Annotated in this window: 19 protein-coding genes; 7 read left to right on the forward strand and 12 right to left on the reverse strand. The window is 38.0% G+C overall.

The window, feature by feature from the left end:
• Nucleotides 1-8 precede the first annotated feature (8 nt).
• From BQ5338_RS07375 to BQ5338_RS07395, 5 genes are all read left to right on the forward strand, one after another.
• Complete coding sequence (locus BQ5338_RS07375) at nt 9-1535, forward strand: GIY-YIG nuclease family protein (protein WP_078063426.1); 1527 nt, start codon at nt 9-11, stop codon at nt 1533-1535.
• 111 nt (nt 1536-1646) lie between these two features.
• Nucleotides 1647-2885, forward strand: a complete 1239-nt coding sequence (locus tag BQ5338_RS07380) for an AAA family ATPase (protein ID WP_071146187.1) — start codon at nt 1647-1649, stop codon at nt 2883-2885.
• 6 nt (nt 2886-2891) lie between these two features.
• Complete coding sequence (locus tag BQ5338_RS07385; RefSeq protein WP_071146188.1) at nt 2892-3503, forward strand: retron system putative HNH endonuclease; 612 nt, start codon at nt 2892-2894, stop codon at nt 3501-3503.
• A gap of 39 nt (nt 3504-3542) precedes the next feature.
• Complete coding sequence (locus BQ5338_RS07390; RefSeq protein WP_071146189.1) at nt 3543-4097, forward strand: twin-arginine translocation signal domain-containing protein; 555 nt, start codon at nt 3543-3545, stop codon at nt 4095-4097.
• Nucleotides 4098-4267: 170 nt separating this feature from the next.
• The gene (locus BQ5338_RS07395) at nt 4268-5455 is read left to right on the forward strand and encodes an IS256 family transposase (RefSeq protein WP_205409934.1); all 1188 of its coding nucleotides are present in this window, start codon (nt 4268-4270) and stop codon (nt 5453-5455) included.
• 383 nt (nt 5456-5838) lie between these two features.
• On the opposite strand, the gene BQ5338_RS07400 is transcribed toward BQ5338_RS07395, so the two are convergent.
• The 4 genes from BQ5338_RS07400 to BQ5338_RS07415 all read right to left on the reverse strand — a co-directional run bounded on the left by BQ5338_RS07400 (nt 5839) and on the right by BQ5338_RS07415 (nt 12412).
• The gene (locus BQ5338_RS07400) at nt 5839-6627 is read right to left on the reverse strand and encodes a DNA alkylation repair protein (protein WP_071146190.1); all 789 of its coding nucleotides are present in this window, start codon (nt 6625-6627) and stop codon (nt 5839-5841) included.
• A gap of 368 nt (nt 6628-6995) precedes the next feature.
• Nucleotides 6996-8273, reverse strand: coding sequence for a TolC family protein (locus BQ5338_RS07405; protein WP_071146191.1), 1278 nt, complete (start codon nt 8271-8273; stop codon nt 6996-6998).
• Nucleotides 8274-8290: 17 nt separating this feature from the next.
• The gene (locus tag BQ5338_RS07410; RefSeq protein ID WP_071146192.1) at nt 8291-11374 is read right to left on the reverse strand and encodes an efflux RND transporter permease subunit; all 3084 of its coding nucleotides are present in this window, start codon (nt 11372-11374) and stop codon (nt 8291-8293) included.
• A gap of 12 nt (nt 11375-11386) precedes the next feature.
• Complete coding sequence (locus BQ5338_RS07415) at nt 11387-12412, reverse strand: efflux RND transporter periplasmic adaptor subunit (RefSeq protein ID WP_159431319.1); 1026 nt, start codon at nt 12410-12412, stop codon at nt 11387-11389.
• A gap of 179 nt (nt 12413-12591) precedes the next feature.
• Here BQ5338_RS07415 and BQ5338_RS07420 point away from each other — a divergent pair, with 179 nt between their 5' ends.
• A complete protein-coding gene (locus BQ5338_RS07420) occupies nt 12592-13476 on the forward strand; it encodes a helix-turn-helix domain-containing protein (RefSeq protein ID WP_071146193.1) in 885 nt (294 codons plus the stop codon).
• On the opposite strand, the gene BQ5338_RS07425 is transcribed toward BQ5338_RS07420, so the two are convergent.
• From BQ5338_RS07425 to BQ5338_RS07450, 6 genes are all read right to left on the reverse strand, one after another.
• Nucleotides 13473-14576, reverse strand: coding sequence for an AMP-binding protein (locus BQ5338_RS07425; protein WP_071146194.1), 1104 nt, complete (start codon nt 14574-14576; stop codon nt 13473-13475). The genes BQ5338_RS07420 and BQ5338_RS07425 overlap by 4 nt on opposite strands.
• A gap of 152 nt (nt 14577-14728) precedes the next feature.
• Nucleotides 14729-15748, reverse strand: coding sequence for an o-succinylbenzoate synthase (locus BQ5338_RS07430; protein WP_071146195.1), 1020 nt, complete (start codon nt 15746-15748; stop codon nt 14729-14731).
• Nucleotides 15749-15847: 99 nt separating this feature from the next.
• Nucleotides 15848-16672 carry a 1,4-dihydroxy-2-naphthoyl-CoA synthase gene (gene menB, locus BQ5338_RS07435; RefSeq protein WP_071146196.1) on the reverse strand — a complete coding sequence of 275 codons (825 nt, stop codon included), beginning with the start codon at nt 16670-16672 and terminating at the stop codon, nt 15848-15850.
• A gap of 1 nt (nt 16673) precedes the next feature.
• On the reverse strand, nt 16674-18341 hold the full coding sequence (menD, locus tag BQ5338_RS07440; protein ID WP_071146197.1) for a 2-succinyl-5-enolpyruvyl-6-hydroxy-3-cyclohexene-1-carboxylic-acid synthase: 1668 nt from the start codon (nt 18339-18341) through the stop codon (nt 16674-16676).
• Between the two features lie 12 nt (nt 18342-18353).
• Nucleotides 18354-19448, reverse strand: coding sequence for an isochorismate synthase (locus tag BQ5338_RS07445; RefSeq protein ID WP_071146198.1), 1095 nt, complete (start codon nt 19446-19448; stop codon nt 18354-18356).
• Nucleotides 19445-20677 carry a Cof-type HAD-IIB family hydrolase gene (locus tag BQ5338_RS07450; protein WP_071146199.1) on the reverse strand — a complete coding sequence of 411 codons (1233 nt, stop codon included), beginning with the start codon at nt 20675-20677 and terminating at the stop codon, nt 19445-19447. Before BQ5338_RS07450 ends, BQ5338_RS07445 begins: the two co-directional genes overlap by 4 nt.
• 104 nt (nt 20678-20781) lie before the next feature.
• Between BQ5338_RS07450 and BQ5338_RS07455 the strand changes: the two genes are divergently transcribed.
• Nucleotides 20782-22233, forward strand: a complete 1452-nt coding sequence (locus BQ5338_RS07455) for an ATP-binding cassette domain-containing protein (RefSeq protein ID WP_071146200.1) — start codon at nt 20782-20784, stop codon at nt 22231-22233.
• Nucleotides 22234-22253: 20 nt separating this feature from the next.
• Here BQ5338_RS07455 and BQ5338_RS07460 read toward each other — a convergent pair whose 3' ends face one another.
• Complete coding sequence (locus BQ5338_RS07460; RefSeq protein WP_449374820.1) at nt 22254-23543, reverse strand: sensor histidine kinase; 1290 nt, start codon at nt 23541-23543, stop codon at nt 22254-22256.
• Nucleotides 23531-24205, reverse strand: a complete 675-nt coding sequence (locus tag BQ5338_RS07465; RefSeq protein ID WP_071146831.1) for a response regulator transcription factor — start codon at nt 24203-24205, stop codon at nt 23531-23533. The genes BQ5338_RS07460 and BQ5338_RS07465 overlap by 13 nt, the downstream gene beginning before the upstream one ends.
• Nucleotides 24206-24256: the final 51 nt, after the last annotated feature.

The following is a 24256-nucleotide window of genomic DNA, read 5'->3' on the forward strand; positions in this document are numbered from 1 at the left end:
AGTGATGCATGAATTTTGATGATGAATTTGAGGGCTTATTTGAATTACCAATGTTTGCCGATGTACGTCCTCCTGCACCGAAGGCTACGCAAACGGACAGATTAACGCAATCTTTCGAAGAGGTAAATTCTTTCTATGAGCTTTATCATAGAGAGCCTTTGTTGAATGGAGCTTTTACCGAGAAGACACTGGCTCGTATTCTGCTTGGCATACGGAAAGATGCAAGCAAGTGCAAAGCACTGCTCTCTTATGATCGCTTTAATTTACTACGCGAACCGTTTGTGGTAGATGTTGATCAGGAGTTTGACGATATATTTAATAATCCGATGCTGGATATCTCCGAGGAGGCACTTTCGATCTTTGATGTACCTACGCATCTTGCAAAAAAACAAGAAAAAGCAGAGCCTGACTTTGTCGCCCAGCGAGAGAAATGCGAAGATTTTCACCTTTATGAAAGTGGCTTTAAACAAGTACACAAAGAATTGAAGAAGGGTAAACGTCCGCTTACCAAGTTTAACAATCAGGCATTAAAAGAGGGTAATTATTATATCGTGTCAGGAGTGATGGTGTTTCTTGAAAAGATCTTTGAGCTAAAGATGAACAAAAACTATCACTATGATGGGCGTACCCGCTGTATCTATGAAAATGGAACAGAATCAAATATATTACTTGACACTTTAAGGAAATCTATTTATTCGGATGGGTTTCTTGTTTCTGAGTGTTCTGATACGGATGAGGAAGCTTTTCAAAGAAGTTTTTCTGTTGTAAAGGAGGATGTGCAGGATGGTTGGATATATGTACTTCGATCTCTCTCTAAGGAATCGGCTATTTGCGATCAAAAGAATTTGTATAAGATAGGATTCTCTACCATTCCGGTGGAAGAACGAATAAAGAATGCGGAGCACGAGCCAACTTATCTGATGGATAAAGTTGAAATTGTGGCAACTTGGAAGACTTTTAATATAAAAACGCATGAATTTGAAAATCTTATTCATCAATTCTTTAGTTCGGCTATGTTTCATATAAAGGTTCAGGAACAGGGTGGGGAGGTCTTTACTCCTCGGGAGTGGTTTGTGGTACCTTTCAGTATTATTGAGTCTGCAATAGATAAGATCATTGATAAGAGTATCGTGAAGTATCACTATAATCGCACTTTGGAGGCAATGGAAGAGGTTGCAGAAGTAAAAGAACGGATTAAAAGTGATAAGATAGACACAACAGGTTGGAATGTCTTAACACTAAACATAAAGCAGATTTGGTTTAATCTGATTATATCTGGCGAGAAGAGTATTGAATATCGTGATTTGAAAGAGTCAAAACTAGCTGCATTTACATGGGTAGACGGGAATGACGGGAAACGCTATTTACACCAATTTAACGCTATCCGTTTCTATGTAGGCTCAAGTAGAACTCAAGACTCTGCTTTGGTGGAGGTCATTGATACAACTTATAATGCTGATACCAGACAGGTGAAATATCATCTGGGGAAGATACTTGAAGTAGATATAAAGAAAGAGTCTCAGAATAATTCGTGAGATCTATAATCTGCTAAACAATTCTATATTATGTAATATCTATGTTACGCTTTGGTATAAAAAATATTATATTTGTATATTATTACAGATTAATCGTAAAAGTGTAGCAAGATGAAGATATCAGAACTATCGATACACAATTTTAGAGGCATTCCGGATATGAATCTATTTCCGGATCAACATATCAACTTGATTGTGGGTGTAAATGGTGCAGGAAAGTCTACCGTCCTGGATGCTATTTCGTGCTTACTGTCTTGGTACATTGCTCGTATCAACAATCCTAAGGGAAACGGGAATGTGATATCATTGGATGATATTCATCATCATACTGATTTTTGCGAAATATCAATTAAAACCGATATTTCCGGAAGATGGTCTCTCTTACGAAAAAGACCTTATAATAAAACGGATAAAGGTAGTAAATCGGACTTTACTGATATGATGGAGTATATCCGTGGCATTCGGAGCAATTTAGATGAAACACAGCAGCTTTGTTCTATTCCCGTAATGGCACACTATCAAGTAAACCGTTCCGTGACAAATATTCCTTTGAAAGTGCGTAAGCACAAAAGATTTGATGTGTTGGATACTTACGAAAATGCATTAGACGGAGTTCAAGGATTTAGACGCTTTTTTGAATGGTATAGAGAACGTGAAGATTTGGAAAATGAAGGGTTCCGCTACAATGAATCCCATACAGAGGATATGCAACTAAAGGCTGTAAGAAGTGCACTAACTTCATTCTTTCCTGAATACACTCATGTACGGATACAAAGAAATCCATTGGCTATGGTTCTCGAAAAGAAGGGAGAAAAATTCAATATAGCTCAGTTATCTGATGGAGAAAAATGTTATATATCACTTGTTAGTGATTTATCTCGTCGGTTGGCTATTGCTAACCCAACTCTAAATAATCCATTGGAAGGAGAAGGTATTGTGTTAATTGATGAAATAGAATTGCATTTGCATCCTCAGTGGCAGATGGAGGTAATTGCAAAGCTTAAAAAAACATTTCCTAATTGCCAGTTCTTTATTACAACTCACTCTCCACATGTTGTCTCTGATATTAAGAAAGAGCAACTTGTATTGATTAACGAGGGGCAAAAAGTCTCGATCGGATTAAATACGTATGGTAAACTGGTAAATGATATTCTGACAGACTACTTTGGAATAAGAAGCCCTCGTAGTCTGGAAGTACAAGTGCAAATGGATGAGGCTAAATCTTTGCTGCTAAATAATGAGGTGGGTGCTTTTGAGGAAAAGATGAAATGGCTTGAAAAAAGTTTAGGCAAAGGCGATATAGATGTAGTCGCTCTTAAGTTAGAGGCTGCTAGGAGGAACCAAGAGTGAAGCAGCATGAGAAAGATTAATAAACAGCTTCCAATAGGTAGCTTTAAGCGATTTCTTAAGGATGGACCAACGTTATGGCGTGAGATTCATCTATCGGAAAATCAACACGTATACAAGGAGAGTAGAGATTTTATCCTTATTAATGAGCAAAATGAAATGTGCGGCTATACGGAGTTGCCATTATCTGAGAATGATAAAGATATCCATATTGATCACTATAAAAAACGAGATCTATTTCCTCGAGAAACTTTTGATTGGAATAATCTGATTGTTGCACTTAAAAGCGATGAATTTGGTGCAGATTATAAGGATAACCGATATCATATAAAGAAGGAAGAATATTCTCAAATACTGAATCCTGCGACAGATATAGCACAAGACTATTTTGAATATCTGGCTACGGGTGATATCCGTCCAAAGCCTTGGTTAACTCCACCTGAGAAATTAAAGGCTGAAAAGACAATAGAAGTTTTCAATCTTAACCATGCTTCTTTGGTAAATAGACGTAAAGGCTTGGTGAGAATGATTAATGCCTATAAGGGCCTCCGAAAAGAAGTTGTAGCGAGTTATATAGCACCTTTGGGATTTAAAAGTTTGCAGGAGCAAGAATTATTATAATCCTATCTGACAAAACAGATCACTTAAATCCAATACCCTATGTCCACTACAAGAAGAAACTTTATCAAAACAGCCTGCTTGGGCGGAGCTTGTCTTTGTGGTTTTAGTTCCATACTGGAAGCTAATCCCCTGAATGCTATCAGTGAAAAGAACGAGGAAACAGATCCCAAAGTAAGCATGAATCAATTCTGGATTGCGGAATTGCTCAACAATCTAGATGCTAATTTAGATAAAGAAAGTATCAGAAAGGTCGTTAAATCGGTCTCTGTAGCTCATTACAATGATCTGAATATAGAGAATATTTTGGCTCCGTATAAGGGGAAGTTGGAGGAATTTGTTCCTTTCCTTGAAAAGGAATGGGGGTGGATCTGCTCTTTTAAAGATAAGAATACGCTGATAGCGAATGAGAATAAGCCACATTGTGTTTGTCCACTTGTGAAAGGGCTGAACGAGAAGTTGCCAGCACTCTGTTATTGTTCTGAAGGGTTTGCTGAGCGCATGTTTGGCTATGTTTGCCAAAGGCCGGTAAAGGCAACTGTCATCTCTTCAGTTTTTCGTGGAGATAAATATTGCGTTTATCAGATTGAATTATAACCGGAAAGAAAGTAAAGTCTTATATTCTTCTTTCTTTTTGGCACTATCCAATATATTGTGTAAACTCTAGCTCGGTTCTTTAGATTCGAGTTATTTTTTTTATCTTTAAAAATAAAAATATGGATAGTGTTATGTCAAAACGAGAAAAGCGCCAGGCAGTTCCTGCCGAGATGCTCAGTAAAGAGTTCTTGAGTCAATTCAAGACAGAGGAAGATGTTAGTCAGTTTCTCAAAGATCTTCATTCTCAAGTATTGGAACAAATGCTTCAGGGTGAGATGGATGCCCATTTAGGTTATGACAAGCATAGTACTGATGGTTATAACAGTGGTAACTCTCGCAATGGAAGCTTTAGCAAGAAGATTCAGAGCGAGCATGGTGAGCATCTAATCGAAGTTCCTCGTGATCGCAAAGGAGAGTTTGAACCTATTGTAGTTCCCAAACATCAAAGTCGTGGTTTATCTATAGAACGCCTGGTTATCTCTCTTTATGCAAAGGGAATGAGCGTATCTGATATTGAGGATGAGTTACGAGACATTTATCAAATAAACCTCTCTACCAGTGCAATATCAATCATTACCAATAAAGTCACTCAGGCTGCAATTGAATGGCAGAATCGCCCGCTAGAACGATTATATATGGTTGTTTGGATGGATGGCATCGTATTCAAGGTTAGAGAATCTGGGAAAGTGATAAACAAGACTGTTTATCTATGTGTGGGGCTTAATAACCGTGGCTACAAAGAAGTTCTTGGTATGTGGATCGGGAAGACTGAAAGTTCTTCTTTTTGGATGTCTGTTCTAACGGATCTCAAAGCACGTGGTGTGGAGGATATACTTATAACGGTAACTGACAACCTAAATGGCTTTACCGAAACCATACGTGCTGTATTTCCCCAATCCACAACTCAAATATGTGTGGTACATCAAATACGTAATTCATGTAGATATGTTGTATGGAAGGATTTAAAAGAGTTTACGGCTGATATGAAAGAGATTTATACCTCCGTCAATCGAGACCAAGCAGCCATCGCATTGGAAGAATTTGAGCGAAAATGGGGTGCTAAATATCGTCATGCCGTACAAAGTTGGCATCGCAACTGGAACGATCTGACTGCTTTCTTTGATTTTCCCATAGAGATACGTACTATCATTTATACAACCAATTTAATCGAAAATCTGAATGGCAAGATACGGAAATATACCAAAACAAAATTATCATTTCCTACTGACGATGCCCTCAGAAAGTCCGTTTGGTTGGCTATTAGTGAGATTGAAAAGAAATGGACGATGCCTATAAGAAATTGGGGTGTGGTTATGAATCAATTTTTAGTTATCTTTGAAAACAGAATCGAACTTTAGCACTCGACTAAAGCTCGAACCCGAACATAGTTTACACAGAATTATGGATAGTGCCTTCTTTTTCTTTATAATATCTATAATTATGCATAGTATTCCAAAGCTTATTTGCCTGTTATGCATAAAAAAAGGCTACTCATCGCGAGCAACCAATCTTTTTGTTAACCTTAAATCTAATACTATGAAAAACACACTACAAAGATATTCATATTCAGACTATTACCAAATATATGCTGCTTTGTATCGTGATTTATAACATGGTTTAATATATAGAAAGAATTGCTTAACATATTAACATAATCTCTTAACTTATTAACTCCATTGACAGTTTGATTATTAGAACGGGTATTAAATGAGATTTACCATATATAATTGCGATGTAAGTACTATTTATTGATGCTTCTTAGGGCTCGTTTTATTATGTAACTTGTTTCAGCATTGGGGCTTTCTTTCTTCCATTTTTCAGTAAGCCCAATCACAAATGTAGGTTGTGATTTGCTGGCATCGTTGAGCCAATTGGCTACGCTATCTTGTACATATCTTGAAGAATCGGACTTCAGAGATTCTAATATTGGTAAGGCTAGTTCCGGATGTTGTTTCATTATTTCTAATTGTTTGCACCACACACCTTTTGGACGAATGACTTCGCAAGAGAAGCGGCGAATATTAGCATCTGTGTTCATTGCCCATTCCGATAGAATAGCTATGGCAGTTGCCAGCTGTTTCTCTATATCTTCTCTTACGGCCATCCATGCAATTTCTCTTACTCCAAAATGAGAATCAGCAGCAAAGCATTTAATTGATTCTAACTTGTTTTGCAGCGTTTGTGTATCGTCTAGGCCAATAATATAAGCAGCCCAGCATCTGACACTATCCGATTCATGTTTTGTGAGTTGATGTTGAAGGTCTTGGCTTTCTTCCTTACTTATTTCAGTGAGCAAACATCCTGCAATGCACTTTATTGTTTGCATGATAGAGGCTTTTGCCAGGCTATCTAGGCTTTTAGTACAAGCAATTCTATATTTTTCTGGTAGAACATTGTTGATCAACTCTTTGTGATTCACAGCTAACCATTCCGTAAGATTAGCCGATTCTATTTCTCCTCTATTCAATTGCTCTAATATAGAGGGGGGGATCTGGGATATTGATCTGGCTCCTTTGCGTTTTGCTTCCATAAAATCGAGGTGTAAAATGTTTTTTTGCTAATATACAACTTTTTTGATAATGTTAATGAAATTCTCATCTCACTCTTTTGTAATTCTCATGTAACGGAAGATGTGCTTCAACATGTCTATATACGTTTATGGGAATCTAATTCCACTCTGCTGATAAATAACAGGTTGTTGGGGCTTGATTTTAGCAGAGCATCTGATAAGAGATAATACCTCATTAGAAAATCTATTTTACGAGAGAATAAGAAAGAGATGCTTTCTTGTTCTCTTGTTTTATTTTATAAATTTCTGATTGGGCAATATTGATTTGTATTTTGCTGATAACCCAACAATTAATATAACTTGTTTCACGAAAAAGCTCGAAGGATCTTTTATCTCGCTGTTACTTGCAAGTACTTGGCTTTATTTATAAAGTATTGAATGCAAGCATCTGTATAGCTGTTTCGACTTTGCATTAATAAGCTTTGTGCATCTAAAACATCTGTCAGGCTAATTGTTCCAGCATTGTAATAATTCGTATTTAATCGGAAGTTTTCAGTAGATTCCTCTACTGAGAGCTTAGATAGTTGTGTTTGCCTGAATGATTCTGTAAACTCGTTCTGTATTTGCTGCATTTCTAAGAGAAGTAGTTCTTTACCTTCATGATAGTTGTTTTTGGCTATTGTTTCTTTGATACGTTGTCTTTGAAGTGCATGCGAACCACCCCACCAATCCGAAATAGGAATGCTCAATGTAGCAAATACTGTTCCGGTGAAATGCTTACCTTGCATGAAATTATCATATCCATAATTCGCGCCGATAGATATTGTAGGAAGGTATTCGCTCTTTTTGATTAAAGTTTCCAGATGGCTTGTAGTCATACTTTTATCTAAGATTCTGATCTCTGGTCTGTTTAGTACAACACTCTCATGTTCTACAAAATATCCTATGGGAAGTATTATTTGCGTAGAATCAGGAACTGTAATTTCGATGCTATCAGCTGAATTCATAGGGACACCAATATACTGGCATAAACTCATCTTACTCAGAAGAATCCCATTCTTAATCTTTAGTTCGGTTGCATCTATTTCATTCCGTTTTAGTTTCACTTTCAGCAAATCATTAGGTAGAGCAAGCCCTGCCCGACAGGAAAGTTCCACTTTTCTGAACAGTGTATCCAAGCTAATTTTGATACTATTTATTGTCCTTAGTTTCTCTGTGAGAGATACAATTTGCCAATAGTCTCTTTCTGTTTCTATTAGTACTTCATTTTTTGTCAGCTGGAGCTGATCCTGACTTAACTCAATGCCTAACTTGGACAGTTTGTTTCCGTTGTGTATTTTTCCTCCGGAATATAGCGGCTGTATAGCGGTAATTCCACCTGTTACACCCGATTTGAGCATCTTTAATTGTGTACCACCCAGATCTACAGATATCAATGGCTTACTACTTTTAAATGTAAAAGCGGATGCACTTACATTAGGAAAGTAGTTAGTGAAAGCCTCTTTTTCTGTTTGTTCTGCTGCTTTTACTGACAGTTGGCTATTTTGCAGTGCTACGTTGTTCTTCTCGGCCAACTCCTTACATTCTTCTAGCGTATATCTCTTTTGGGCAACGGCGTTAACTGTAAGCAAAAGAATGAACGTAGCTAATAATATTTTAATTTTCATATTTATTTCTTATTTGATTATATTTTTTTTGTTTTTTCGCTTCTGAAAACTAACCAATAAGCTACCGGGAGAATTGTAGTGATGAATAGCATAGAGAAAAAGGTTCCGAAACAGATAACTGTACCCATTGGACTCCATAGTGGGCTTTGGCTAATTATCATGGGAATAACTCCCATAGAGGCGGCGGCTGATGTTAGAAATATAGGACGCATTCTTCGTTTGCCCGCTTCAATAGCTGCATTACGAACGGTCATTTTTCCTGTAACTCTTAAGCTTTCAGCATAATCAAACAAAATGACTGCATTTCTTACGACTATACCAAATAGACAAACAATTCCAAGTACGGCAGTGATACTAAACTCCATATCTAGCAACCAAATACCTAAACCGGCACCAAAAAAGCAAAGTGAAATAGAAGCCAAGGTAAGAAGTGTGAGGCTAATCTTTTTATAATGATATATCAATACAAAAAAGATAATTAACAGAGCAATGATCAGACCGTTGATAATCTCCGGGATTGTTTTGGCATCTGATTCGGCAACACCACCATATGATACGTTTACGCCGCTAAATGTCTTTTCTTTCAAGAGCGTTTCAACAATTTTCTCTACTTTTGGAAATACTTCACCTGCATTTTCTCCTCTTTTTAAGTCTGCGAGCACACTTAAAGTCCTGGTTCCGTTTCTTCTTACTATTTGCCCATGCTCCCAATTAGGCGAAACCGTTGCTATTTGTTTAAGAGGAACAGATACTCCTGTTATTGTGGGGATATATTCGTTCTCTATATTGCTTGCAGTCACTTTTTTATTCTGCCACTCCGGTTTCAGTTTCACATTCAGAGCATAATCGTTTTCCCATAAAGTGGTTATATTAGTACCATCTAGTCGGGTTGCTAACTCCATTGCAAGAGTTGTTTCATTGATTCCCAATCTATTAGATTGAACAGCATTCATATTAATGTCTACGTAAGGGAGTGTGCCTTCAAGGTCAGTGCGTATCCAACTAGTCTCTTTGACCTCTTTTAATTTAGCCATCAAAGAGTCCGAAAATTGCTTCACAAGAGCGAAGTCTTCTCCGCTTATCCGTGCTTCAATCTCTACTGCTGCATCTTGATTATCTATTTGCTTAAACCTTACATAAGCATTTGGGAAATGCTGAGCATAAGTATCTGCATATTCGTCCAACATCTCTTCGGTGGCTTCATTAGAAACTGTATTTACAATAAATTGCCCATAGTTTTTTGCTGGAATCTTGGGAGCATAAGAAGAATGAAAACGTGGTGAACTTGTTCCTATAAAGGAGGCTACGGAAACGGTTCTTTTATCTCTCCTTAATATATGTTCCATGCTATCGCAAACGGATGCTGTTCTCTTTAGTGGACTTCCCTGTGGTAAATAGAATTCAACTACAAACTGATTCCTTTCTGCAACAGGCATTAAGCGTTGCCGTACATTCATAAATATAAATGCGGCCAATATGACGGATAATGCTCCTGCACCCATAACTAATGCGGGCCTTTTGAATAGTTTAGGTAATAGCCTGTCGTAAACAAATTGCAACTTTTCTAAGAACGATTTTGATTTATTCGTTTGATGAGCATGCGCTAATCCTTTTTTTATAAATACATATTGCATGAACGGAATAATAAACATGGCCACTCCCAATGAAACAAATAAAGTAATAGTGATAGTCCAGGGGAAGGACTTAATAAAATCATTCAACTCTCCGGTAAACGTAAACAGCAATGGGAAGAAGGTGACACTAATAGTCAAAGTGGCTGTGACTAAGGACTTGAAATAAGAAGTGGCACTGCTAATGGAGGCATGCCATCTGGACATACCATGATCTATCTTTTCAATATAGCCGTCGACTATTACAATGCAATCATCAACTATTAACCCTAATACAACAATCAAAGCAGCGAGAGTTACTGTATTTAGTTCAATGCCTACAGCATACATAATTCCCAAAGAGATAAAAATAGTAATTGGTATGGATGCTGCCGCAACACTTGCCACGCGAAATGGCATTAAGAGCATGGTTACTAAAATAACGGAAGCAATGGCTATTAGCATTTCCCATAAGAAGGTATCAACAGACTCTTCTACTACTTTGGCTTGATCTGCTACTCGGTAGACTTTAATGTCGTCTGGCAAGGATGATTCAAATTTCTTTATCTCTTTATCAACGTCTTCTCCATAGCTGGTGATATCATTACCTTCGCGCATTTCTACAGAAAGGAGAAGAGCCTTTTTTCCGTTATTAGTGATGTAACTTTCTGGCTCAGGATATTCTCTTACTACTCTGGCAATATCTTTTAAATGTATGATATTTCCTTGTGGATCTGAGTATACAATTTGTTCTTCAAGATCTTTTTCAGTTTGATATGTTTTGGTGATATGTACCGGAGTTTCAATTTCTTCAGATTTGATGTTTCCACTCGAGGATATCAAACCATGCATAAATAAACTCTGTCCTATCGTAGTTGTATTTATACCGTATGCAGCCATTTTATCCTTATTCAGATATACGCTGATTTGTTCTTTTTGCGTGCCATATCGATGTAAATTGGCTACTTTTTCTATTTTTCGCAGTCTGTTCTCGAGCTTTTCGAGATATGATTCCAATTGTCTATATGTTTTTGTTTCGGACTCTAATGTAATAAGGGTGGCTGAAGTTTGTCCGAAGTCGTCGTCTACCATTAATCCTAAAACGCCCAGTGGAAGTTCTTCTTTAAAATCAATTAGTCCATGCCTCAACTTAGACCACACTTCATCCTTATTATTAATGTTGTCATTAAGAGTTACATAAGTGTACACAACACCATCTTTGGATTGTGAATATGTTTTCTTTCTATTTATCTCTTTATAGGTGAAAATAAAATTCTCCAGAGGTTTAGTTAGCTGTTCATCTACTTGTTTAGCTGTTGCTCCTGGATACACTCCCACAATTATTCCCTGGCGAATGGTATAAACGGGAAATTCTTGCTTGGACATATTATAAAGTCCATATATTCCAAATAAAAGGAGTATTCCTGTAATTAAGATTATAATCTTTCTGTATCGCATAGCTGATGCGACAATACCTAATTTATTCATCATAAAATTATCTGATTATTTTTCTACAATAAGAGAACCTTCACTTATTTTCTGAAATCCTTCTGTCACAATTCGATCACCGGATTTTAATCCACTGAGCACGATCACACCGTTTTCAGTAAACGAACCGACAGTTACCTCCCTAAGTGAAACTCTGTTATCACTCTTTATAATCCATACATACCGCTTGTCATTTTCATATAATTGAATACTACTGGCAGGAATTACAATACCTACAGCGTCTTGCCTTGAAGAAAGAGCAATATTGCACAATAAGCCTGGTATAACATCCTGAGTAGGTTTGATAAGTGTTATCTTGACCTCATACGTATGCGATAAGGAATTCCCTAGTATGCCCTTCTGAGTGACAACTCCTTTCACTATCTTATTATTAAGTGCTGCTATTTCAATTTTAGCAGAATCGCCTAATTCAATTCTCCCGATTTCATTCTCGGGAATAGATACTTTTGCTTTAAGAGTTTTTATTTCAACTAATTTGAATACCGGAACTCCTGCAGTTACGTTACTTCCGGCTTCGATGGAGCGTTCTCCAATCATACCTGCATAGGGAGCATATAAGTTGCAGTCATTTATCTCTTTTTTTGCTGTACGCTCAGCAGCCATGGCTTTTTCCAGCTGAGTTTGTGCTTCAATATACTGAGCTTGGGGCAGACTCTTATTTTTATATAACATAGATAATCTGCTGTATGTATCTTGTGCTTGTTTGAGTGTAGCTGTAGCATCAGAATAGTTGTTGTTAATGTTTCCTTTATGCAAAACAGCAAGCAATTGACCTTTTGCTACTCTCTCTCCTTCAGATACTAACACTTGCTTTACGTTTCCAGAAACCTCAAAACTTAGAGAAGAGGCCTGAGACTCCACAATGTTTCCTATATACAGTTCACTCTTAGAGATTAGAGCATTTGTTATCTTTAGAGATTCTACCGGAACCTCTTTTATACTCTCTTTTTCTTTCTCTTTACCGGAACAACCATTTAGCATAATTGCAAATGCAGTTATTGCTATTATTTTCACTGACATTTTCATCTGATTTACCCTTAATTTGTTTTTAATTATTTTCATGATGCAAATTACGGAAGAGTGAGGTATTCTTTAATGGTGCTATTTCATGCTGAAATGGTTAAATGGACGGATTTATATATTATATCGCTTGATTTACGCTTTTTTAATGTGTATTTTTGCCGAAAATCATCCTTGTTATGAAAAACCAAACAGATCTTCCAATCATAAATATCTCTATCTTAAATAAAAAGAATGATGATAATTATTTGCGAAATAATTTTGTTCTGTCAGATACAGATACAGATTTGCCTGAAATCGTTCTGAACTATCCTACCATTATTGACGCCATTTTTTTTGGAATATGTGTTAAAGGGTATGGGAAACTGAATATTAACCTTAATAGCTATGAGGTAGTAGAAGACAGTATTATTGTTTTGCTTCCTGGTACTATTTTGCAATGCAACCTTGAAGAGGTAAGTGATGACTTTCTTATTTACTTCCTTACCTTCTCTGATGAATTCATTAAGGAGTTTGATTCAACAGATGTGTTTATGAGCCTTAAAGAAGCTCCATGCTTTAAAATGGAAAAAGAGGAAATCAAAACATTATTAGAAATTTATTCTGTATTACAAGAGAAGTTTGTACATGAAGATTATGCCTTTCATAAAGAGGTAATGCAATATGCTCTTTTATCGGCTATATATGAATTTTATTCTATTTATAAAAAATACATCTTATCAGTGCCGGAAAATCTTAGTAAGGAGAGTGAATTTGAGCGGACGTTTTTTAATTTGATTTTTATGTATTACGGAACGGAACGAAAAACTCAATTCTATGCGGATAAGCTTTTTCTTACTCCTAAATATTTATCAGCAAAGGTAAAAGCCCTTACGAACAAAACGGTGAATGAATGGATTGATGAATCTGTCGTTTTAAAATCTAAAGCACTTTTAAAATCGACAGAACTGACGATTCAGGAGATTTCTTTCTCTCTAAACTTTTCGGATGCTTCTTCTTTTGGCAAGTTTTTTAAGAAATATACGGGAATGACTCCTGTGGAATATAGAAAAGGAAAGTTTTAGGAAAGAGAGTCTTTATTATTCTGTTTTTGGACCAATAATCGGCATGCAGCTCGATCAATTTTTCCACTGCCAGTAAGAGGAACACAATCTACCATATATAAATGTTTAGGACGTTGATACTTTGGTAGGAGGTGATCAATCTGTTCTTTTATTGTTTCTAAGTCCGGTACGTTTTCCATCAAGAGAACGATTGCTTCTCCTAGGCGTCTGTCAGGAACGGATGTTATGGCAAAAGCAACAGAGATGACCGAACGCAGAGTTTTTTCTACCTCTTCTGCCTGTACTTTGATTCCTCCGGTATTAATGATATTATCTTTTCTTCCTACGATGGTAAATGTGCCGTCCCCAAAAATCTCAGCCACATCATTTGTTGCTAGTTGCTTGTTACACACCAAAGGGGCATCTATCACTAAGGTATTATCGGGCGATAAGGAGAGTTTGACGGAAGAGAATGGTTGATAATGTGATGAGGCTTCAATACCGTTAAGTCTTCTGAGCGCAATGTGTGAGAGGGTTTCGGTCATGCCATAAGTGGAATAAACGATATTGGGAAGTTGGCTAATTTCTCTTTCCAAAGCTGCATCAATAGCACCACCTCCAATAATAAGAAGTTCAATTTGACTAAGACATTCTTTTTCTTCAAGTATTTGAAGCGAATTGTATACTTGCAAGGGAACCATAGCAGCAAATTTTAGAGGAAAGTGGATATCTGCCAGCGGATGGCCGGAGGGAGTTCGAACAATGAGATTCAACCCGGCAACCAATGCACGCACAACCATCATTTTGCCGGCAATGTATTGCAAAGGCATACATAACAGGGCGGCGTCTCCGGGTTTCAGATGCAAAAAATCACAAGTGAGACGAGCACTTTGTATCATCTGTTTTTTAAGTACAGTGAGTTGCTTAGGCGTTCCCGTAGAACCGGAAGTTTGAACGGTTATATAAGGTGATGGGTTGAACCAATCTTCCAAAAATAAATAAAGCTCCTGAACAAAAGGAGAGGGGGCCTCGGATGCTGTTGCAATCAGTTGGCAGATTGCTTGAATGGAATAGGTTTTACCTTCCAGAGTTAACTGCTGTTCTTCTCTTTTTAAGTTCATTGTTTCTTCATCTGGGTTTTGGGATGAATAACGATAGATGGTAATGTTCCATCACGTATATTGTTATCACGATAACATATTGTCTTATAATAGAGTTCTTTACTCCTTAATTTATTGTTGTTTTACTTACTTAATTCTTTAGCAAAGTAGTCCTAAGGACGAAACCATAAACAGTCTTTTCGAATATCAAGAGGCATTTCCACATTGTTTGTAAATAGCATACCGGTGCCTAAGCCTTGCGGAAGGGGATTGTTGAGTGTAGCACACCATTGTGCAATGGCATTCAGTCCGATGTTCGATTCGAGTGCTGAGGTAGCCCACCAGCCAATGTTAAGCTGTTCAGCTTCTCTTATCCACTCTTCACTACCACAGATTCCTCCGTGCAGAGAAGGTTTCAATATGATGTATTGAGGTCGGATGGCGGTCAATAGCTCTTGTTTATCAATAATGGTATTGCAGCCAATCAGCTCTTCGTCAAGAGCGATGGGTAGAGGTGTAACGGCAGTAAGTTTTGCCATTTCTTCCCACTGTCCGGCACGGATAGGTTGTTCGATGGAATGTAAATCAAGTTCGGACAGACGTTTGAGCTTTTCCAAAGCATCTGAAGGAGAGAAAGCGCCATTGGCATCTACACGAAGTTCTATCTCTTTAGCCGAGAAGTGTGAACGGATGTGGCGGATTAAGCTCAATTCTTCTTCAAAATTGATTGCTCCTATTTTCAGTTTGATGCAACGGAAACCTGACTGCATTTTTTGTTCTATTTGGCTAAACATTTTATTGAAATCTCCCATCCAAATGAGCCCGTTAATCGGAATACCGACTTCTCCACGAGAAAAAGGTGTATCCCATAACGCCCAGTTGCCTGCTTCATAATGCCGTAATGCAGTTTCCAAACCAAAAAGAATAGATGGATAATTGCGTAAAGAGTCTTTGTCGAAAATGCCATCTTTCTCTAACTGATAGCAAGTCTGGGCAAGGATTTCCTCGTAATTGGGTAGATCGTCACAACTCAGATTTGGTAATGGAGCACACTCACCAATTCCTATTCGTCTCGGATGTTCGCTAGACGAAAGGTGAATGTACCAGACTTTACGACTTTTATAAATACCCCGTGAGGTTCCTGCCGGCTGTTTGAAATCCAATACTCTAGGGACAATCTTTATTGTATACATTATTGCTTGATTGTGATTGCTGTGTAATCTCATTCAAAGAGATTATAGGCTTTGAATGAGATTGATATTTTGAGCGGTTCTTATTTAATAAACTTCAAATTAAGGCAGTTTTTGATATTGCTTGAAGTTAGGCTTACGTTTTTCAAGAAATGCATTTTTACCTTCTTGTGCCTCATCGGTCATGTAATAAAGCATGGTAGCATCTCCTGCCAACTCTTGTATTCCGGCTTGTCCATCAAGTTCGGCATTCAGTCCGGCTTTAATCATGCGCAGGGCCAGCGGACTCAGTAGCATCATCTCTTCTGCCCATTGTACATACTCGTCTTCCAATTGTTCCAATGGCACTACTTTGTTTATCAACCCCATATCCAGAGCCTCTTGTGCATTGTATTTCCTACAAAGAAACCAGATCTCTCGCGCTTTCTTTTGTCCAACCACACGAGCCAGATACGAAGAGCCAAATCCGGCATCAAAACTACCTACACGCGGTCCTGTTTGTCCGAAGATTGCATTGTCCGAAGCAATGGATAAATCGCATACCACATGAAGTACGTGTCCTCCGCCGATGGCATAACCGTTTACTGCAGCAATTACCGGTTTAGGAATGGAGCGGATTTGCTTCTGAACGTCCAGCACGCTTAAACGAGGTATACCATCTTTGCCGATATATCCACCGCGTCCCTTTACGTTTTGATCTCCACCCGAACAAAAAGCTTTATCTCCTGCTCCGGTAAAAACGATTACACTTATATCTTGTTCTTCCCGACAGATACGCATCGCATCGCTCATTTCTCCCGTGGTTGTCGGAGTAAAGGCATTACGATAACGTTCCCTGTTAATAGTGATACGGGCGATGCCGTTATAATAATCGAAAAGAATATCTTCGTATTCTTTAATGGTAGTCCATTCTCTTTGTGTACTCATATTATTGTTGTTTTAATTGGTGATAATAATCTTCTAGCAGGCGAGCATCTTCTTCTTTATTAGTGAAAACCTCCATTAATACTGGTTGCGCCAAGAATTCCGGTTGAGTAAATAACTTCATAGCTTCTGCTAACTGTCCTTCATCTTCTACTCTCTGGTATAGGAAGCCACGTTCTTCTGCCCAACCGCGAGCCGATGTTTTGTGTGTTGCCATGACAAAACGATGTGAGTTATTGGGCATATCCAATCCGGGTAAAGTCTGGAAGATTTCTCCTCCTCCATTGTTTAGTAACAAAATGCGTAGGTTGCAACCGAAATGTCCATTCCAAAGTGCATTCATATCGTAGAAGAAACTAAGATCACCTATTGCCACAAAATTTAGTTTATCTGAAGCGGCAGCATAGCCGATGGCGGTTGACAACGAACCTTCGATGCCACTTGTTCCACGATTGCAGCATACTTCTACTGTGGAAGGTAAATTAAATAATTGAGCATAGCGCACAGTAGAGCTATTAGCCAAGTGTAAAGCACACTTTACCGGTAGCGATTGTATCAAGCTACCAATAGCCGACATTTCTGAATAAGGTAATTCCGGAACAGGCAATGTTTTGCAATAATTCTCCCATACTCGCGGATATTCAGGAGTTTTAGTATCCAGTAAAGAGGCTATTTTCTCCAGAAATTCAAATGGATCCATTTCAATGATGGTAGTCAGTGAGCCATATAAATCGATCACTTCTCCATCCGGAGAGACATGCCAATGTTCTTTGGGCGGATGTTGACGAAGGAACTTCTTTAACCGTTTGGATACTACATGGCCACCATATGTAATCAGAAGTTCCGGTACCATTTGTTCTTCCATCTCTTCCGGCATCGCATAAAGTGCGGCATCAAAGTTCTTCACTGGAAGTCCTGGTATGGTTTGGTTTCCTATATGCTCAGTGAGCCATGTAAAATGTTTATATAATAATTTGGAGTATTTCTTTTCAAACAGATATATTAAGTTCATCTGCCCTACTATAACCATCCGTTTATTATATTTATTCAGTCGATCAATTAGTTCGTTATAGTTGCGGTCATATATATTTAAGCCTTGATAGCGAGTCATTACTCGTACTTTGGGTAGTTCCTCTGTATTGAACTGAAAGAAGGGCTCAGAAATAGGAACATTTATATGCACCGGTCCTTTTCCATGATGATTTAGTTCTAATAAAGCTTCATTAATCAAACGATTACAGTACCATTCATCTTCATCCGTGTGAATCTCAGGCAGATTAACTGACTTCTTAACAAGTGTATTGAACACGCCCGGTTGAGGTAGTGTCTGACCATCCATTTGTCCTATCCATGCAGTTGGGCGGTCGGCTGAAATAACAATCAAGGGAACGTTTTGATAAAAAGCTTCGGCTACAGCAGGGTGAATGTTTAGTAGTGCTGTGCCGGATGTACAGCAAACAGCGGCTGGTTGCCCACCATGCAGAGCTAGTCCAAGTGCGAAAAAACCAGCACTTCGTTCATCTGTTATAGAATAACAGGTGAATGAAGGATGACTGCTCAACGTATGAACGATGGGAGAATTGCGGCTACCTGGACACAAAACGACTTTAGTAACATTGTGTTCATGAAGTAATGCTACTAATTGAAGTATATTTTTCTTGTCAGAATACATGTATAGTGTTTTTTAGTTATTCGTTATTGCTAACATTGTTCGCAATTTATTCTCAGTCTCATTCCATTCATCTTCTAACTCTGAGGAGGCAAGTAAACCGCCGCCTGCATATAATGTCAACGTATCATGCTCAATATTCATGCAGCGTAGGTTCACATACAAGTTCGTTTTTCCTGCAGGATTTAACAGACCGATAAAGCCTGAATAATAACTTCTATTGTATCCCTCGTTTTCTAGAATAAACTGATAGGCTTTTTCTTTAGGCAACCCGCATACAGCTGGAGTGGGGTGCAATAACTTGAGCATACTTCCCAGATTATTAGTTCCGGATAAATGAAAATGAAAATCAGTTTTCAAATGAGATAATTCTCCTGCACGTACTGCATAGGGGCCTTTCTCTTCCGAATGAATACCCCTCGAAAGCAACTGCTGACGAATATATGCTGTTACCAGTGCCTGTTCTTCCTTATTCTTTTCATCCCAGTTAATAGGAAGTTCCCCTTGTTGAAGCGATTGTGTACCGGCTAATGCTGTTGTATTCCATTCTGCTTGTTCACCGGACAAGATAATTTCGGGAGTACTACCTAACCAAACACCTGTCTGCGGCGTATAGCAAAGATACACATATGAATAGATATAGCGTTTACTAGCCCCGTAAAAAGCTTCAAATGGAGAAAAATCACTCGTCTTGTCTAACGCAAAGCTACGTGAAAGCACTAATTTATCAAATTCTTTTTCGCGTAATGCTTTTGAGAAGAGCTTGAATCGCTTGGTATAATCCTCTAACCGCTGATCTTGATTCTTTCTGAAAGTTGCAGCTTTTTCGGGTATCTTATTATCCGTATCCGCATTTTCCCATTCATCTATTTCAAAACAATCGGGTTGAATTAGTACAATAGGAGAATCTTTACTTACTCGAAATGGAGCTATGACAAATCCTTGCAATTCATTTAGTTCTTCTATGTCATAAACTAGGCGAACAGAGCCCGAAGTTTGTGTGAGGAAGTGAGGACTTTCTTCTCCTGGAGCACGATAAAGAGCAAAACTTTGTCCTCGACTAATGAGTGTATCTATTCTTTTATATCTATTTTTTTCTTCTAGAGTCATCTCTTTTTTAATATACTATTAACTACGCGCACAGACGATACCAGTTTATCGGTAGAAGTAACTACATCTACATTCCATACGTGAGATGAACGACCTTTGTGTACAATTGTTCCTATCGCCCGTACTGTGTCTCCTTCGTGCGCTGATGATATATGGTTACCACTGACCTGCATACCTACAACCATTTCATCAGGTTGACAAATAATCATTGATCCTAATCCGGCTACTGTTTCAGCTAAAGCCAACGTGGCTCCACCATGCAAAATACCAAACGGCTGGCGGGTACGCTCGTCTACAGGCATTGTGGCTTCTATCCGATCTTCAGAAGCATAGGTATATTGAATCCCCAAATTTCCCATCAGAGCATGATTTGCCAGAGCATTTAGTTCTTCTAAAGGTATTTCAGAAGGGTGGATATCGGCAAGTATCGCATTTTCTACGGCAATAGATACTCCATCTTCTTCATTAGATGTGGTAACGATATCGGCACAAGCTTTCACTGAATCTTGCGCATTGCCCATGGCGATGCCTAACCCGGCAAGTTGTATCATCGAAAAATCGCAAACTCCATCTCCAATGGCAATCACTTCTTTCGACTTAATTTTTAGTTTTTCCAATAGAACGCCCAATGTATTTGCTTTATCAATAAATCGGGGAACTACTTCAAGGAAATAGGGCTCTGAACGAAATACGTCCAACACACCATTCAACCTCTTCCGCCAGTGTTCTTCCAAGCTAATAAGAGCTTTTTCGTCATTGCTGACCAGCATGCATTTGCATGGAAAAAAGTCTATTTCAATGGAAAAATCGGTCACCGGTATTATTTTCATATTATTTAGGAGCGCTTCTTGGCGGACATATTCATTCTCCGGTTCGTTGGTAATGATTGTATCTTGGTGATAAGTAAAGATAGTAAAGTTGTTCTTCTTTGCTTTTTTTTCCAGATATGGTAACATTTCCGGATTAATTCGTTTTTCAAACAATAATTCTCCGGTCTGTACGTTGATTATCTGTCCACCATTATAGGAAAGAATAAAACCACCACACTTATCCAATTCCAGTTTTTTCGCCAATGGCATCAACCCAAAAGTAGGTCTTCCGGAAGCCAATACAATGCGTACACCCATTTGTTGTACTTTCAATAGCGTAGCTAAGGTACGGGTACTAATCTCTTTTTTATTATTGAGTAGTGTACCATCTACATCAAGAACTAATAATTTGTACTTCATGGCCTTATTTCTTTTACTTTGATCACAAAGGTATGAATTTGCTTCTATGTTTCTTAGATTATCATTATAGATTTATCTATTTTTGCAGATCTAAAGATGAATTCATGGCACAAAATGTTATTCAAATAATGGGAGGCGTGGCGCGCAACCCGCTTGTTCGTTTAGTTTCACCTATCAATATGGCACTTGTTGCCGGAGAACATCTGGCTGTTATCGGCCCCAATGGTTCTGGAAAAAGTTTGCTGATTGATACACTTTTGGGCAAATATCCGCTGAAAGAAGGTAAATTGGCATACGATTTTTCTCCTTCCAATAATAATATGGTGTATGACAATGTGAAGTATATTGCTTTTCGTGATACGTATGGTGCAGCAGATGCCAATTACTATTATCAGCAACGCTGGAATGCACACGATCAGGAGGATGCACCTGCGGTTAGTGATATGCTTGGTGAAATAAAAGACGAAGTGCTCAAACAAGAGTTGTTTGAACTTTTCCGCATAGAACCAATGCTTGATAAAAAGATCATTCTACTGTCAAGTGGTGAGTTACGCAAATTTCAATTGACGAAAACACTTCTCACGGCACCTCGTGTTTTGATAATGGATAATCCTTTTATCGGTCTTGATGCTTCTACGCGTGATTTGTTACAGGGGCTGTTGCAGCACCTTACGCAGAGATCCGATTTGCAAATCGTGCTTGTGCTCTCGATGCTTGATGATGTTCCTTCGTTTATTACACATGTATTGCCTGTTAGCAATCTGGAAGTGGGTGACAAACTTACGAGAGAGGAATATTTGCAAAATCTTCCTTCTCAGGAAGTGTCAACAGGGATGGAACAGGTGCGGCAGCGCATCATCAACTTGCCTTATGGTAGTACTAACTATGATGATCGGGAAGTAGTAAAACTCAATCAAGTAAGCATTCGTTATGGAGAACGTACCATCTTGAAGGAACTTGATTGGACGGTATGTCGTGGAGAAAAATGGGCCATTAATGGCGAAAATGGCTCGGGTAAGTCCACTTTACTAAGTTTAATCTGTGCAGATAATCCACAATCGTATGCTTGTGACGTAAGTCTCTTTGGGCGTAAACGTGGTACAGGCGAAAGCATTTGGGAGATTAAGAAACATATTGGCTATGTGTCTCCAGAGATGCATCGCGCCTATTTGAAAAACCTTCCTACCATTGAGATTGTGGCTTCAGGATTGCACGATTCTATTGGACTTTATAAGCGTCCGAAACCTGAACAAATGGATATTTGTAATTGCTGGATGGATCTATTTGGCATTGCTGATCTCAAGGATAAGCCTTTTTTACAACTATCTTCCGGTGAACAGCGTTTGGCTTTGTTGGCTCGTGCTTTTGTGAAAGATCCGGAACTTCTTATTCTGGATGAACCACTTCATGGATTGGATACATATAATCGTCAACTGGTAAAGAAAATCATCGAAGCTTTCTGCCAACGGCAAGATAAGACCTTAATCATGGTTACCCATTATGAACAAGAACTTCCATCGAGTATTACAAATCGATTATTCTTGAAGCGTAATTAATGATTGGTTCTTATCGATTGTTAGGTGTGGAATGTTTGAAAATTCACGATGAATACATGTTGCTGATTCTGATAAGTATATTCTATTCCCCACCCATGCAGTCTACATATTTGCTGTACAATAGATAAGCCTAAGCCATTTCCTTTTTTCTTTTCAGAGGTGCGACTGAATCGTCTGAATATTTTTTCTTTGTCGAGAGCATTCGATTCTCCGGTATTGCTTACTATAAATGCATTGTCAGTCACTGAAATAGAAATGGATCCATGGTTGATGTTGTGTCGTATTGCATTCGCTATTAGGTTGCTTATCAGACTCTCTAATAAAGTTTTATTTGCTGTAACTGTAATGGTATTATTAATTTCTACCGAAACGTTTATTCCATCATTTTCGGCTAGATTCTTTAAATAAAATAGTTGCGTATCCAATGTCTCTGTAAATTCTATTTGTTGTTTCTCTTTGAATTGTGAGTTATCTAATTTAGCCAATAATAGTAGATTTTTATTTAATCTTGTCAGTCTGGAAGAAACGGAATAAAGTGATTGAATAATATCTACCTGTGTCTTTGTTAGATTGGGCTTTTGTAGTAATAAGTCCAGTTGAGATTGAAATACAGCCAAAGGAGTTTGCAATTCGTGCGACGCATTTTCTACAAAATCTTTTTGTTGCGCGTAGGCGTTAAGATCACTCTCAATAAGTCTGCTCAAATTTTCATTCAATCGGGCAAATTCCAAGGTATCTGTTTCAACGAACTGTGGAGTAATGCCTGCTTCCAGATTGAATCCCTCTATTTTATTGAGGCTGTCATAAAAAGGGCTCCACAATTTTTTTGATATAACTCGCTGAATAATGAGCAATGCAATTGTTAATATCAGAGCCAGTACCCCATATTGAAAAGCTAACGTTTTGATCAGATGTATAGTCTCTATCATTGCGATGCGAGACATCAGTACATATGGCTTATTGCCGATCTTTATTTGAGTATAGTAGATTCGATAATCTACTTCATGCCCCTCGGCATAATTGTAGAAGGCTCTTTGCACCACATCATTCAATGGATAAGACGATGCAAAGGATAATATTTGCATGTCTTCGTTATATAGGTTCCACTCATTTATCTTAGCGGAATTTAACAATGGTAATTGTTGCTTTGTAAAGTAGTTAGCTCGATATTCTATTAATTCGTCCAGGTCTTCAGTATAACAATACTTCATGATGAAAAAAAAGAGGGGCGAGCTACACAATATAATGATGATCGTGTAACTCAAAAACTGGACTCTACTTTTATTTAGTAAACTTCTCATTCTATCCATTGATAACCTGTTCCATATATTGTTCTGATGCAATTGTTACAGCCGGCCTCTTTTATTTTAGATTTTAGATTTTTGATATGTGCATATACAAAATTATGACTATCCAGCATGTCGGCCATGTCTCCCGATAGATGTTCAGCAATGGCATTTTTTGATATCACTTTGTTTTTATTTCCAATGAGGAATAGGAGTAAATCATATTCCGTTTTTGTCAATACTACAGAAGCATTATTGACCTTAACGGTTTTGGCTAGCATGTCAACCTCTAGATTATTCGATTTTAGTATATTGCTGTGTGAAAAATGCTGTCTACGCATTAACGCATAGATACGCACACTTAACTCAGGTAAAGAGAAAGGCTTTGATAAATAGTCATCTGCACCAGTTTTCATTCCTTTTATTTTGTCATTCAGCGAGTCTCGTGCTGAAATGATGATGATACCGCTTTCTATCTTTTTCTTTTTTGTCTCATCGAGTATTTTTAGACCATCTCCACCGGGTAAGTTTAAATCTAGCAAGATGCAGTCGTATGAATACAACGAAATCTTTTCCATTGCATCTTGAAAATTAAAAGCCTGCTCACACAAGTAGTTGTCGGAGGATAGATAAGTTACTATATTTCCTGATAACTCGTGTTCATCCTCTATGATTAATATTTTCATGATCATTTTTGTTTTATTCGTTTGTGTTTTGGCAAGCGAATTGATGCTCAA

The organism is Bacteroides ihuae (assembly GCF_900104585.1).
In the GTDB taxonomy this organism is placed as follows: Bacteria; Bacteroidota; Bacteroidia; order Bacteroidales; family Bacteroidaceae; genus Bacteroides; species Bacteroides ihuae.

Excerpts from the sequence above, each read along its gene's own strand:
- BQ5338_RS07465 (WP_071146831.1), bottom strand. The coding sequence starts at position 24,205 with ATGAAAATATTAATCATAGAGGATGAACACGAGTTATCAGGAAATATA.
- menD (WP_071146197.1), bottom strand. The coding sequence starts at position 18,341 with ATGTATTCTGACAAGAAAAATATACTTCAATTAGTAGCATTACTTCAT.
- BQ5338_RS07445 (WP_071146198.1), bottom strand. The coding sequence starts at position 19,448 with ATGACTCTAGAAGAAAAAAATAGATATAAAAGAATAGATACACTCATT.
- BQ5338_RS07395 (WP_205409934.1), top strand. The coding sequence starts at position 4,268 with ATGCTCAGTAAAGAGTTCTTGAGTCAATTCAAGACAGAGGAAGATGTT.
- BQ5338_RS07415 (WP_159431319.1), bottom strand. The coding sequence starts at position 12,412 with ATGTCAGTGAAAATAATAGCAATAACTGCATTTGCAATTATGCTAAAT.
- BQ5338_RS07455 (WP_071146200.1), top strand. The coding sequence starts at position 20,782 with ATGGCACAAAATGTTATTCAAATAATGGGAGGCGTGGCGCGCAACCCG.
- BQ5338_RS07430 (WP_071146195.1), bottom strand. The coding sequence starts at position 15,748 with ATGTATACAATAAAGATTGTCCCTAGAGTATTGGATTTCAAACAGCCG.
- BQ5338_RS07375 (WP_078063426.1), top strand. The coding sequence starts at position 9 with ATGAATTTTGATGATGAATTTGAGGGCTTATTTGAATTACCAATGTTT.
- BQ5338_RS07460 (WP_449374820.1), bottom strand. The coding sequence starts at position 23,543 with ATGGATAGAATGAGAAGTTTACTAAATAAAAGTAGAGTCCAGTTTTTG.
- BQ5338_RS07410 (WP_071146192.1), bottom strand. The coding sequence starts at position 11,374 with ATGATGAATAAATTAGGTATTGTCGCATCAGCTATGCGATACAGAAAG.
- BQ5338_RS07425 (WP_071146194.1), bottom strand. The coding sequence starts at position 14,576 with ATGAACTTAAAAAGAGAAGAACAGCAGTTAACTCTGGAAGGTAAAACC.
- BQ5338_RS07405 (WP_071146191.1), bottom strand. The coding sequence starts at position 8,273 with ATGAAAATTAAAATATTATTAGCTACGTTCATTCTTTTGCTTACAGTT.
- BQ5338_RS07380 (WP_071146187.1), top strand. The coding sequence starts at position 1,647 with ATGAAGATATCAGAACTATCGATACACAATTTTAGAGGCATTCCGGAT.
- BQ5338_RS07420 (WP_071146193.1), top strand. The coding sequence starts at position 12,592 with ATGAAAAACCAAACAGATCTTCCAATCATAAATATCTCTATCTTAAAT.
- BQ5338_RS07450 (WP_071146199.1), bottom strand. The coding sequence starts at position 20,677 with ATGAAGTACAAATTATTAGTTCTTGATGTAGATGGTACACTACTCAAT.
- menB (WP_071146196.1), bottom strand. The coding sequence starts at position 16,672 with ATGAGTACACAAAGAGAATGGACTACCATTAAAGAATACGAAGATATT.
- BQ5338_RS07390 (WP_071146189.1), top strand. The coding sequence starts at position 3,543 with ATGTCCACTACAAGAAGAAACTTTATCAAAACAGCCTGCTTGGGCGGA.
- BQ5338_RS07400 (WP_071146190.1), bottom strand. The coding sequence starts at position 6,627 with ATGGAAGCAAAACGCAAAGGAGCCAGATCAATATCCCAGATCCCCCCC.
- BQ5338_RS07385 (WP_071146188.1), top strand. The coding sequence starts at position 2,892 with ATGAGAAAGATTAATAAACAGCTTCCAATAGGTAGCTTTAAGCGATTT.